This is a genomic window from Acinetobacter sp. YH12208 (assembly GCF_013418055.1).
Classification (GTDB): Bacteria; Pseudomonadota; Gammaproteobacteria; order Pseudomonadales; family Moraxellaceae; genus Acinetobacter; species Acinetobacter pseudolwoffii.
Genome location: NZ_VPCT01000018.1, coordinates 1 through 11,889 on the forward strand (window position 1 = coordinate 1; position 11,889 = coordinate 11,889).

Sequence of the window (11,889 nt, forward strand, 5' to 3'; positions counted from 1 at the left end):
AATTTTCTGACAAATATTTCTCAAATAAACTTCGAGTCATTTCTACCATCAATCAATGAAAATAATTTCGATCGATCAACCAGTAAAAATCCACACAAGTTGTTCTTCATAAGCTCTTAATGATCTTTCTAACACCTCGTCAGTGCCAGAAGCTGGACTTCGATATACTTAACAACTCAGCAATTTGCTTCGTTCGTTTCCGTCTATCTCGTCGGTATGGGTGCATTCTAGAGGATTTCAGAATCATTGCAACCCCCAATTCACTATATTTTTCATGTATGTCTTTTTTTTCTACAAAAAATCCTAAAAAATCGCTTTTTTATCTAATTTTTAAGCGTTTTTATGCAATAAATGCACTAAACACATCATTTTATTTTTATAAGCCAAAATTTAATTAGACTTAAAAGCGATCAAAATAATAGTTAGAGTAGTGATTTTTTACTTTTTATCTTTAAATAATGCTTTTTATCTCGTTCAACCCCCAGAAACAAAACCAAATCATGACATATTAGCGAAACCAACAATTCTTTCCTTTTGGCTGGCTAGCTTCATCCGCACTTTTTCAGTGAAACTTCTTATAAAAGCGTATCGGTATCTTAGGCTATAGGGCATTATTCAATGATTTTGGTTTTTGGCTATAACGCCGCACAAGCTTGCTTATCTATATAGATATAGAGATAGAACATATCAGCAGGTTAATTCTATTCAGTTACTTTTCCTGCTTGCGCTGCCCAAGCCAGTATTGCATGACTTCTATAATCATGTCTTTTTTGCCCTGATAGTCTTCAGCAACAAAGAATAGTTTTGCACGTCGCGGTAAACGCTCTTCAATCAGGGAAAATAGATAGTAATTCGCAGCCAGATCAAGCTGCATAAATAAGTTATAGACAGGGATATAACGTTGCTGTTTTTGTTCGGCAGACTGATATTCAAATAAGAAACTTAAAATACAATCAATGTCTTCATCAAAAATATTTTCTGTTGGATAGCGATACATCGAACCCCCTCTGCTTTCTTTTTATATTGTGCTGTCTTTTGCGAACCAATATAGTCAGCCACCCTTTAGCTAGCAAAACAACACTTAATTAGAGGATGAATTCTAGGTGGAATGTCCTCCAAGAAAATAATACCTGCGATTTTAAAGGTTCAGAATGAAATCGCTACAAATAAAAAAGGAAGAGATCTCTCCCAAAATCTCCTCCTTAGAATTGAATCTTTACCCGATCCATTATGTCATTATTATAGTTATTCACTTTAAAGCTTAAAAAAGAGTCTCTTGGGGAAGAGACCTTATAAATTGTGGAGTTGTCTTATTATCACCCTCTAGATGCCTTGAACCAATTCTCTAGATGAATAAATCCTATAGATAATAAACCCGAAAAGCAAGCAATTTGGGAAAATTTAACTCTTGTTTTTATAGGGTTTTTTTTGAAGTTGCTTATTTGCTTTATGAATATAGGACATCAATAAAAAAGCAGACCGAAGCCTGCTTTTATTTCAATAACTTATCAATTTTTTAATCGGTAAAAGTAACTTTCGCAATCGCTTTTTTGCTGGCCTGAACGATCAAGGTCAGATTTTCCTTAACCGAATAAGAACTATCTACAGTGTGCCAATCCACTTTCACCGCGCCACGACCTAAAGCATCTTTGGCTTGGGCCGCATTCTTGGTCAAACCTGCTTCACGTAAAATTGAAGTAATAAAGATTTCACCACCAAACTCACCACGTGAAATAGTCACTTCTGGCGTACCTTCCGGTAATTCACCCTCAGTAATGATATTACCCGCACCTTTATGTGCATGCGCAGCAGCGTCACTTCCGTGGAAACGCTCAACCAGCTCCAGCGCAAGAATCTTTTTCACCTCTTGAGGATTACGGCCTTCAGCAATTTCTTTTAGCAACTGCTGAATTTCTTCAATTGATTTAAAGCTGAGCAGATCAAAATAACGCTCAATCAATGCATCCGGCATTGAAAGCACTTTTTGATACATCGCACCTGGCGCATCAAATACACCAATATAGTTGCCTAAAGATTTAGACATTTTATTCACGCCATCTAAACCTTCAAGAATAGGCACCGTAATACACACTTGTGCTTCCTGATCATAACGACCTTGTAGCGTACGACCCATCAACAGGTTAAAGGTCTGGTCTGTACCGCCCAACTCTACGTCCGCTTCTAAAGCCACCGAATCATAACCTTGTACCAATGGATACAAGAATTCGTGAATCGCGATCGGCTGTTGACTGTTATAACGCTTGGTAAAGTCGTCACGCTCCAACATACGCGCCACAGTTTGCTGTGATGCCAATTGAATTAAATCAGCCGCGGTTTTTTGTGCAAACCATTCCGAGTTAAATACAACTTTGGTTTTGTTTGGATCAAGAATTTTAAACACTTGTTCTTGATAGGTTTTTGCATTTTCTAAAACTTGTTCACGTGATAATGGTGGACGTGTAGCACTTTTACCTGTTGGATCACCGATCATCGCCGTGTAGTCACCGATCAGGAAGAATACTTCGTGGCCCAAATCCTGAAATACTTTTAACTTGTTGATGAGAACCGTATGACCTAAGTGCAGGTCAGGCGCAGTTGGGTCAAAACCTGCTTTAATTTTTAATGGACGATTCTTTTTTAATTTCTTAAGAAGGTCTTCTTCAGAAATAATTTCATGGGTGCCTCGTTGAATGAGGGCAAGTTGTTCTTCAGCCGGCAGGAAATTTGACATCACAAAATCCAATACATCAGTTACTCAATTTGTGCGATATACTAACACTTTTTCAGCATATTGCAGGCTTAAGAATAACCATGACAGCGATCTATATTGGGGTAATGACCGGCACAAGCATGGATGGTGTCGATATTGTTGCTGCTTCTTTTGATCCTTTACAGCTTCATGCCACACTCACTTTGGCATTCGATCCTGACCTCCGGCATGAGCTGATGGCACTGACTTTGCCCGATGACAATGAAATTGACCGTATGGGCAAGGCCGATGTGGCCTTGGCAGAAATGATTGGTCATGGTATCAACCAACTGATTGAAAACAACCAGTTAGATAAATCTAAAATTAAAGCCATTGGCTCACATGGTCAGACCATCCGCCATCGCCCTGAGCATGGTTTTACCCTGCAAATTGGTGACCCCAATATTATTACCGAAATCACCCAGATTCCGGTGATTTCAGATTTCCGTCGTCGTGATTTGGCGGCGGGCGGTCAAGGTGCGCCATTGGTTCCTGCCTTTCATCAGGATATTTTCCAGCATGACAGCATTCACCGGGTAATTTTAAATCTGGGCGGGATTGCTAATGTCAGCCTGTTACCTGCCGGAAAGCCTGATGATGTTTATGGCTTTGATACAGGGCCGGCCAATATTCTGATGGATGCCTGGTGCGCGCGTTATACCGGCCAGCCTTATGATGAAAATGGCAATTGGGCCGCTTATGGTACGCCGATTCGCAGCCTGCTGGATCGTTTACAGTCACACGAATTTTTCTCTAAAGAACCGCCTAAAAGTACCGGCCGTGAAGACTTTAACCTGGAATGGCTGGATGAACAGATTGCCGACTGGCGCAATGACCTGCAATACGATGAACTGGAAGATACCCCGGAAAATGTGCAGGCGACCTTATTAAAGCTCACTACTCGTGCCATTAAAAAAGCCATTTATCGTTCTGGCATGGATACTGGACAAGTTTTCGTGTGTGGTGGTGGCGCTTATAATTCTTATTTACTTGAGCAACTGCGCTGGCGCTTACGCAAACATGAATGGAGCATACAAACCACGGCTGATTTGGGCCTCAGTCCGACCTGGGTAGAAGCCACCGCCTTTGCCTGGCTGGCGATGCGTTTTATCAAGCAACTCAATGGTAACCTGCCAGCGGTGACCGGTGCTTTAGGCTACCGTGTTCTGGGAACCATTACTGCTGTTTAAACCCGACCAGAGCAATCTAAAGTTATAAAAAAAGGTCTGCATTTATACAGACCTTTTTCATTTTCAATCTTACTTATTGCATCATCAGTTTGGCATTTTCATTACGGAACGCACGCAGAATCTGCTGGCCGGCGCGGCCGGTCGGACTCAAGCCTAAACGCTGCTGTTCCTGACGAATCGCCTGACGGGTTTTATCACCGATCAGACCATCCACCGCACCAATGTCATAGCCACGATTTAGTAAAAATTGCTGAATCTCGCGACGTTCTGAACGCGAAGTACCCGCGTCATCGGTTGGCCAAGATGTGCTGAAGCTCCCTTTACCCTGTAAACGATCAGATAAATGCGCAATCGCCAAGGCATAACTTTCTGCTGCATTATAGCTATAAATGGCATCAAAGTTCCTAAAGACCAGGAACACCGGGCCATTTGGGCCGGCAGGCGCAAGCAAGCCAGCTTGAGAAGATGCTGATAAATTCCCTTGAATTAAAGGGGAACCATCGGCACGCACTACACCACGGCTAATCCAGCTATTCAGTGATTTTTTATTGCGACGGCCTTCTTTTGAGATTGACATGCCTTGCGGGATTTTTACTTCAAAGCCCCAAGGCTGTCCGGTCTGCCAACCACGCTTGCTTAAAAAGTTGGCGGTTGATGCCAAAGCATCCGGAATACTACTGACCAGATCACGGCGGCCATCGCCATCAAAATCGACCGCAAGCTCATCATAGGTCGATGGCATAAACTGGGTATGACCAAAAGCTCCAGCCCATGAACCTTTCAGCTGATCCTCTCGTACATCACCGCGCTGTAACAGTTTCATCGTGGTAAAAAACTCACCACGGAAATAACTCTGGCGTCGCCCTTCACAGCTCAATGTTCCCAGAGCCTGCAATAAAGGATAGCGACCGGAAATATCACCAAAATTACTTTCTACACCCCATACCGCGACAATCGTTTCTGCAGGCACGCCATAGGCTGCGGAAACACGATTTAAGACTTCGCGATGTTGCTGTAATTTTTGCCGGCCGAGCTGAACCCGCTCTTCATCGACCAAACCAGACAAATAGTCCCAAATCGGGGTAGAAAATTCCGGTTGATAGTTTAAACGTTCAATTACGGAATAATCAGGCGTTAAATTTTGCGTATAACGGTCATAGCTGCCTGCACTAACACCTTTTGCTACAGCCTGACTACGTAAATTCGCCAAACAGTTTTGAAAATTATTCTGGGCAGGGAAATTTGACGGGCTGCTGGCCGCTGAAGGCAAAGTAGTCGTGTCGACACGCTGACCATTAATAATCAGCTCGGCATTTGCCTGAGAAACAGCCAAGAATAAAGAACCAACCACAAGCGCAAAACGTTGCATAAGACCCTTGAATATTTAGATTTTGAATTATGTTCCTAACATAGCAGCTCAATCTAAAAATTAAAGCTCAAATAGGTAAATTTAAATTCATAATTTCTGCACTTTTGAATTCATTTTGTAGTTTTAAATTTAAATAACTTATCCACAACTTGTTTTTAAATTCAAAAGCAGCGGCGCTGTTTGAATTTAAATTTAAAATCCAGGAAACAACCTTTAAATTCAAAACCTTCTTTGTGGATAACTTAACATAAACAGGATTAATCAGATATTTATCAAGGTTTTATTTTGTGAATTAAAAACAGGGTGGCTTGATTTATTTTTAAATTTAAACTTTGAATTCAAAGTAGCGGTTTGAATTTAAATTCATATTTTGAATTCATTTAAACTTTAAATTCAAAGACTGTTTTAAATTTAATATTTTAAATTCAAAGTATTTCTCTGTGGTCTGTGAATCTTCATTTAGACTCTTTTATGTATACGCAATTGTTTATTTTACAATCAATTGAAAAATATCATGATCCGATAAATGGCAGGCATTTTCGAAGAGGCGCAATCATGCCTGAATCTGGATAAATAAAAAAGCGACCACCGAAGTGATCGCTTTTTTTATCAGCAAGATAGCGCTTAAATGGTCATATCTTCGCTCAATGCCAGTGGATTCGGTAAAATCTTCGCCAGTTGACGGCATAAAGTCGTCAGCTGAGTACTGTCGGTTGGCATCAGGGTAATGTGACCAATCTTACGACCTTCACGCTCTGACTTGTTATACAGATGCAAATGCGCACCTTCTAAAGCCAGAACATCTGCAGATTTTGGATGCTGTCCGATGATATTCACCAGTACGCTTGGACGAATCACTTCCGTTGAACCCAGTGGCAGACCGGCCACCGCACGAATATGGTTTTCGAACTGTGAGCAGACTGCACCTTCAATCGACCAGTGCCCTGAGTTATGCACACGTGGTGCCATCTCGTTTGCATATAAGCCTTTGTCTGTCACAAACAGCTCAAGGGTCAAGACGCCCACATAGTTCAGATGATTGAGTAGGCGAGTGATGTAGTCCTGTGCGACCGGCTGCAAGTCTGCACTGTTCGGTGCAGGCACAATCGAGTGCGACAGAATGCCATTGTGATGATGATTTTCAGCCAGGGGCCAGGTTTTTACATCACCATTTTGACCACGTACCGCAATGATCGACACTTCACGTGAGAACGTCACAAAGCTTTCTGCAATCAGTTCACCGGCAGGGCCAAGTTCCGCCCAAGCCTGCTCAATTTGATCAGCACTCCGCAGGACAAATTGACCCTTACCATCGTAACCACCGCGAGAGGTTTTTAATACGATTGGTAAGCCCAGTTCAGCCACAGCAGCCTGTAAACCTTCAAGTGCAGTCACTGCTTTATACGACGCAACAGGAATGTCGAGCGTATCAAACAGGGCTTTTTCAGACAGACGATGCTGTGCAATTGCCAAGGCTTGGCGTGGTGGATGCAGGTCTTTATTTTTCACCAGCACATCCACATCTGCAAGCGGGGTATTTTCAAATTCCAGACTGAATACATCAGCACTGTCAATAAAATCCTGTAGACCATTTTCGGCCTTGCTGGAAATCACTTGACCGAGTGTCGCAGAAGGGCAATCCGTACTTGCTTCAAAGAAAGTACATTGAATATTCAATGGCAATGCCGCTTGCGCCATCATGCGCCCGAGCTGACCGCCGCCAAAAATACCGATGGTTTTATCCATGATGTCTGTCCCGTATGAAGCTTGGTTTTAGTTTTGACCAGGAATGTTATTGCTTGCCACTTTATCTGTTTGTGCCGCACGGAAATCTGCAACATTTTTCGCGATATCAGGGCGGGTCAGACCTAAAATTTGCGCTGCCATAATGGCTGCATTGGTTGCACCGGCAGGGCCAATCGCAAGCGTACCCACCGCAATACCTGCTGGCATTTGTACAATTGAAAGCAAAGAATCGACGCCGTTTAAAATGGATGATTTGACTGGCACACCCAAGACTGGAAGATCAGTCTTTGCCGCACACATGCCCGGCAAATGCGCAGCACCACCAGCACCGGCAATAATCACCTGAATGCCACGATCACGCGCCTGTTCAGCATATTCAAATAAACGGTCAGGAGTACGGTGTGCAGAAACGACTTCAGCTTCAAATGGGACACCAAGCTGCTTGAGCATGTTGGCAGTATGTTCGAGAGTTGCCCAATCTGATTGAGAACCCATGATAATTCCTACTAGAGGAGCATCTTGTGCAGCAGCCGCATTCATTGCAAATTTTCCAGAGATTAAAGTAACAAAAAATAAATCTCGACGAGAGAGCCAAGCTTTAATAGGAGGTGCTTATTATAGACTGATTTTTCGGCTTCATAAAATTTAACGGTCAAAGCAAGGTTCGATTTTTCTTATTTTTTTGGCAGAATATTAAAAACTGGAATAAAAATAGGCCTGTAGTCTGCAAAGCTTTCGATCAGGAAGTTCTGAAGACAAAATACACACATCCGCACAGACACAAGGCTGCCCAGAGATAATCCAGTTTAAAGGGCTGCTTAAACATGAAAATCATAAAAGGCACAAAGACCAGCAAGGTCACCACTTCCTGAGTGATTTTCATTTGCCCCACGGCCAGTCCCTGCTGTGCCAGTAATCGGGTGGCCGGAATCATCAGGCTATATTCAAACAGGGCAATCATCCAGCTGAATAAAATTGCCTGCCACAACGGCGCATCATGCGGTAAAAATTTTAAATGCCCATACCATGCCAAGGTCATAAAGCAATTGGCAATCACCAGAAGAAATAAAGCCGGTAACATCGGCATGTACTCTGCAAAAAGATCGGGTTTATTCTACGATTTATTTTGCAAAAAGATATTCTCTAAATTTGAAATTTTCTCTGAATTTATCCGTGAAACAGGATTTAAAAATTCCCGCAGCAATGCTTGAACTTTGACTATCTTTTCCGTGTAAGCCTTGCTATCGTTGCTTGCAAATTGAATAAATCATGATAACCGCACCAATATAAGGTGATGGGTCAGACAGGAACGGAGTGAAGTAGATGCATCTGCATATTTTGGGTATTTGTGGCACTTTTATGGGATCGCTGGCGCTCCTTGCACGCGATCTGGGCCACAAGGTGACAGGTTCAGATTTGAACGTCTATCCACCGATGTCGACCCAACTTGAAAATGCAGGCATCAGCTTGATGCAGGGTTATGAGCGTAGTCACTTGCAGCCACATCCGGACCTGATCATTGTCGGCAATGCCATGAAGCGTGGTATTGATGCAGTAGAATATATGCTGAATGAAGGCTTGCCTTATATTTCAGGCCCACAGTTCCTGGCAGATCATGTTCTGCAAGGCAAACATGTATTGGGGGTTGCGGGTACACATGGCAAAACCACCACCACAACCATGCTGGCCTGGGTGCTGGATCAAGCCGGTTTAGAGCCAGGCTTCCTGATTGGTGGTGTGCCACTGGGTTTTAGTGAGAGTGCACGTCTCGGTGGCGGCAAATATTTCTGTGTCGAGGCGGATGAATACGATTCGGCTTTCTTCGACAAGCGTTCCAAGTTTGTGCATTACCATCCAAAAACGGCGATTTTAAATAACCTTGAATTTGACCATGCTGATATCTTTGATGATCTGGCTGCAATTCAAAAACAGTTCCATCATTTAGTTCGTACTATTCCAAGCGAAGGCCGAATCATTGCGCCGATTACCGAAAGCAATATCGATGAAGTACTAGAGCAGGGTTGCTGGACACCGGTGGTGCGCACCAGTCTGGATGCCAATGAAAAATCTGAACTGTATGCCGAACAGTTATCGACAGATGGTTCTCACTTTAAAGTCTTGCAACACGGTGTGGTGAAAGGTGAAGTGCAGTGGAGCATGACCGGACAGCATTCGGTGGCCAATGCGCTCGCGACGATTGCCGCTGCCGAGCATGTCGGCGTCTCCATTGAAACCGCCTGTGAAGCTTTATCTAATTTCGGTGGGGTAAAACGCCGTATGGAACTATTAGGCACAGTCCGTGGTATTGAGGTTTATGATGATTTCGCCCATCATCCCACAGCGATTGATACGACCTTGGAGGGTGCGCGCAAACGACTGGGTGAACGCAAACTCTGGGCAATTATTGAACCACGCTCCAATACCATGCGTATGGGCAGTCATAAAGAGGGTCTGGCTCATTCAGCACGTCTGGCCGATGCAGTAATCTGGTATCAACCGGAAGGACTGGACTGGGATCTGCAACCGGTCATTAATGGTGCGCCAAATAAAGCCAAAATTGCACGCACACTGGATGACATCATTCAGACCGTGGTAGCAGAGGCAGGTGAGGGCGATGCCGTAGTGATTATGTCAAATGGCGGTTTTGGTGGTTTACATCAGAAATTGATCAGTGCTTTAAACGCATAAAATAGATGCGTGGATAAGTATGTGAAAAAAGAAGCCCGCGATGCGGGCTTCTTTTTTCAGGGCAGTTGTTTTAGCAATCAAGAGAGAATGGCTGTTTTGACCTTTGCATTGCATGATGTCAAATTGGCCTAAAATGCCGATCACTCATCAGCCATTACGCATGATGTTTTGTTGCAATCTGAACGCGAGATAGATTGCAGCAGCACATCACTCAAGGCACAATCGAGAAGAACACAGGTATTTATAGACCTGACAGCCAGATCAGAATCAGGTCATTCTCATTCCTCACTCCTTCAGGAGATGTGTCATGACAACAATGAAAGCCATGGTCTATTACGGCAAAAACGACATCCGGTTTGAAGACCGTCCCATTCCCACTATTTTGCATCCCAGCGATGCGGTTATCAAACTCACTAAAGTCACTATTTGTGGTACAGACCTCGGGATCTGGAAAGGTAAAAACCCGGAAATTGAACAGCAAGCCACACGCAAACAGGGCAGTTTTAATGGCCGTATTTTAGGTCATGAAGGCATTGGTATTGTAGAAGAAGTCGGTTCTGCCGTTCAAAACTTCAAAAAAGGCGACCGGGTGATTATTTCCTGTGTCAGCCGCTGTGGAACCTGTGAAAACTGTCAGAAACAGCTGTATGCACATTGTCGCAATGAAGGCGGCTGGATCATGGGCTATATGATTGATGGTACTCATGCCGAATATGTACGCACGCCGTTTGCGGATACTTCTCTTTATCATTTACCTGAAGGGTTAAATGAAGATGTCGCTGTGTTCCTGTCGGATATCTTGCCGACATCACATGAAATTGGTGTGCAATATGGCGATGTCAAACCCGGAGATAATGTGGTGATTGTCGGTGCCGGCCCGATCGGCATGAGCTGCCTGCTGACCGCTCAATTCTATTCACCGGCCAACATCATCATGGTCGATGTCGATGACAACCGACTCGAGTTCGCCAAAACAGTGGGAGCGACGCATAGCATTAACTCCGCGAAAGAAGATGCCATACAACGTGTGCTGGAGCTGACGGATGGGCGAGGGGTCGATTGTGCCATTGAAGCGGTTGGTCTGGAGGCGACCTGGAATATCTGCCAGCATGTAGTCAAAGAGGGTGGACATATTGCCAATGTCGGCGTACATGGCAAATCAGTTAATTTTGAACTGAATAAACTCTGGATTAAAAACCTGACCATCACCACCGGACTGGTCAATGCCAATACCACTGCTATGCTGCTCAAAACCTGCTGTTCCGGTAAATTACCGCTGGAAAAACTGGCGACCCATCACTTTAAATTTAATGAATTTGAAAAAGCTTATGATGTGTTCAAGCATGCAGCCGATGAAAAGGCCTTGAAAGTGATGATCGAACTCAATTAATGCGGGAAAGTAAAAAGTCCGCTTGGCGGACTTTTTTTATTTGTAGCTGGAGTGAAAAATAGGGCATATCACCGCACTACTTATCAGCTTGTATTGAAAGCTCATTAGGCCGTTTTGCTCTTGGCAAATCGATCTAAATGATTAAGTAGAAGAGGCCGCGACATCAGATAAACTTTGGTCACGCTTAAACATCACATCCACATAGGAACATTGCGGAATGATGGTTAAACTTTTTTCACGGGCAAAATCGACCAGCACATCCAGCATTTTTCGGGCAACGCCCTGACCACGCAAGGAATGATCGACCCAGGTATGATCTGCAATAATCACCGAGGCTTCCCGCCATTGATAGGTAATCTCGGCCAGACGTCGACCTTTATCTTCCATAAAAAATACACCACCGCGTTTTGAATCTTGATATTGAATCTGCATAGATCTCCACCTTTATTTTCATTTTTAACTGCTTAACACATCGCTGAAATTAGGATCACGCTCAAATACCGATTGAGCAAAAGGGCATTCCGGAATAATCTTGACCCCTTGCTCACGGGCAAACTTGACCGCTGCTTCGACCAGATAATGTCCGACATGCTGTCCACGCAAACTGTCATCGACCCAGGTATGTTCAATCACCAGTCGATCCTCATCTTTCCAGAAATAGCTCATTTCGGCCAGACGCTTTTCATTTGGCTCGACAAACCATTGACCTTGACTGCCTTGTTGCTGATGCTCAATCAACATCCTCTAAACTCCGTAT

Annotated in this window: 11 protein-coding genes; 3 read left to right on the forward strand and 8 right to left on the reverse strand. The window is 43.7% G+C overall.

From position 1 onward, the window contains the following. Positions 1 to 709: 709 nt before the first annotated feature. Both FTU95_RS13100 and tyrS read right to left on the reverse strand, forming a co-directional pair. A complete protein-coding gene (locus tag FTU95_RS13100) occupies positions 710 to 997 on the reverse strand; it encodes a hypothetical protein (RefSeq protein ID WP_180078736.1) in 288 nt (95 codons plus the stop codon). 519 nt (positions 998 to 1,516) lie between these two features. Beyond that, on the reverse strand, positions 1,517 to 2,731 hold the full coding sequence (tyrS, locus tag FTU95_RS13105) for a tyrosine--tRNA ligase (protein WP_100535507.1): 1,215 nt from the start codon (positions 2,729 to 2,731) through the stop codon (positions 1,517 to 1,519). 80 nt (positions 2,732 to 2,811) lie between these two features. On the opposite strand from tyrS, the gene FTU95_RS13110 reads away from it, so the two are divergent. Continuing rightward, positions 2,812 to 3,939 carry an anhydro-N-acetylmuramic acid kinase gene (locus tag FTU95_RS13110; RefSeq protein WP_005173456.1) on the forward strand — a complete coding sequence of 376 codons (1,128 nt, stop codon included), beginning with the start codon at positions 2,812 to 2,814 and terminating at the stop codon, positions 3,937 to 3,939. Between the two features lie 73 nt (positions 3,940 to 4,012). Here FTU95_RS13110 and FTU95_RS13115 read toward each other — a convergent pair whose 3' ends face one another. The 4 genes from FTU95_RS13115 to FTU95_RS13130 all read right to left on the reverse strand — a co-directional run bounded on the left by FTU95_RS13115 (position 4,013) and on the right by FTU95_RS13130 (position 8,135). After that, positions 4,013 to 5,308 (reverse strand): lytic murein transglycosylase, encoded by a 1,296-nt coding sequence (locus FTU95_RS13115; protein ID WP_218944676.1) that lies wholly within the window; start codon positions 5,306 to 5,308, stop codon positions 4,013 to 4,015. 624 nt (positions 5,309 to 5,932) lie between these two features. Further along, entirely contained in the window at positions 5,933 to 7,054 is a 1,122-nt protein-coding gene (locus FTU95_RS13120; RefSeq protein ID WP_180000459.1) for a 5-(carboxyamino)imidazole ribonucleotide synthase, read from the reverse strand. Positions 7,055 to 7,081: 27 nt separating this feature from the next. Further along, the gene (purE, locus tag FTU95_RS13125) at positions 7,082 to 7,594 is read right to left on the reverse strand and encodes a 5-(carboxyamino)imidazole ribonucleotide mutase (protein ID WP_005173464.1); all 513 of its coding nucleotides are present in this window, start codon (positions 7,592 to 7,594) and stop codon (positions 7,082 to 7,084) included. A gap of 199 nt (positions 7,595 to 7,793) precedes the next feature. Continuing rightward, positions 7,794 to 8,135 carry a DMT family protein gene (locus tag FTU95_RS13130; RefSeq protein WP_005173466.1) on the reverse strand — a complete coding sequence of 114 codons (342 nt, stop codon included), beginning with the start codon at positions 8,133 to 8,135 and terminating at the stop codon, positions 7,794 to 7,796. Between the two features lie 242 nt (positions 8,136 to 8,377). On the opposite strand from FTU95_RS13130, the gene mpl reads away from it, so the two are divergent. Both mpl and FTU95_RS13140 read left to right on the forward strand, forming a co-directional pair. Then, positions 8,378 to 9,742: a UDP-N-acetylmuramate:L-alanyl-gamma-D-glutamyl-meso-diaminopimelate ligase gene (gene mpl / locus FTU95_RS13135; protein WP_180078738.1), complete on the forward strand. Its 1,365-nt coding sequence runs from the start codon at positions 8,378 to 8,380 to the stop codon at positions 9,740 to 9,742. A gap of 307 nt (positions 9,743 to 10,049) precedes the next feature. After that, the gene (locus tag FTU95_RS13140; protein WP_100329855.1) at positions 10,050 to 11,132 is read left to right on the forward strand and encodes a zinc-dependent alcohol dehydrogenase family protein; all 1,083 of its coding nucleotides are present in this window, start codon (positions 10,050 to 10,052) and stop codon (positions 11,130 to 11,132) included. Positions 11,133 to 11,273: 141 nt separating this feature from the next. On the opposite strand, the gene FTU95_RS13145 is transcribed toward FTU95_RS13140, so the two are convergent. Together FTU95_RS13145 and FTU95_RS13150 are read right to left on the reverse strand one after the other, a co-directional pair. Next, positions 11,274 to 11,564 carry a GNAT family N-acetyltransferase gene (locus FTU95_RS13145; protein ID WP_005173472.1) on the reverse strand — a complete coding sequence of 97 codons (291 nt, stop codon included), beginning with the start codon at positions 11,562 to 11,564 and terminating at the stop codon, positions 11,274 to 11,276. A 24-nt stretch (positions 11,565 to 11,588) separates the two neighbouring features. Further along, entirely contained in the window at positions 11,589 to 11,873 is a 285-nt protein-coding gene (locus FTU95_RS13150; RefSeq protein ID WP_005173474.1) for a GNAT family N-acetyltransferase, read from the reverse strand. Positions 11,874 to 11,889: the final 16 nt, after the last annotated feature.

What these genes read in the sequence shown, in the direction of transcription:
- FTU95_RS13115 (WP_218944676.1), bottom strand. Translation starts at nt 5,308, where the DNA reads ATGCAACGTTTTGCGCTTGTGGTTGGTTCTTTATTCTTGGCTGTTTCT.
- FTU95_RS13120 (WP_180000459.1), bottom strand. Translation starts at nt 7,054, where the DNA reads ATGGATAAAACCATCGGTATTTTTGGCGGCGGTCAGCTCGGGCGCATG.
- tyrS (WP_100535507.1), bottom strand. Translation starts at nt 2,731, where the DNA reads ATGTCAAATTTCCTGCCGGCTGAAGAACAACTTGCCCTCATTCAACGA.
- FTU95_RS13140 (WP_100329855.1), top strand. Translation starts at nt 10,050, where the DNA reads ATGACAACAATGAAAGCCATGGTCTATTACGGCAAAAACGACATCCGG.
- FTU95_RS13110 (WP_005173456.1), top strand. Translation starts at nt 2,812, where the DNA reads ATGACAGCGATCTATATTGGGGTAATGACCGGCACAAGCATGGATGGT.
- mpl (WP_180078738.1), top strand. Translation starts at nt 8,378, where the DNA reads ATGCATCTGCATATTTTGGGTATTTGTGGCACTTTTATGGGATCGCTG.
- purE (WP_005173464.1), bottom strand. Translation starts at nt 7,594, where the DNA reads ATGAATGCGGCTGCTGCACAAGATGCTCCTCTAGTAGGAATTATCATG.
- FTU95_RS13150 (WP_005173474.1), bottom strand. Translation starts at nt 11,873, where the DNA reads ATGTTGATTGAGCATCAGCAACAAGGCAGTCAAGGTCAATGGTTTGTC.
- FTU95_RS13130 (WP_005173466.1), bottom strand. Translation starts at nt 8,135, where the DNA reads ATGTTACCGGCTTTATTTCTTCTGGTGATTGCCAATTGCTTTATGACC.
- FTU95_RS13145 (WP_005173472.1), bottom strand. Translation starts at nt 11,564, where the DNA reads ATGCAGATTCAATATCAAGATTCAAAACGCGGTGGTGTATTTTTTATG.
- FTU95_RS13100 (WP_180078736.1), bottom strand. Translation starts at nt 997, where the DNA reads ATGTATCGCTATCCAACAGAAAATATTTTTGATGAAGACATTGATTGT.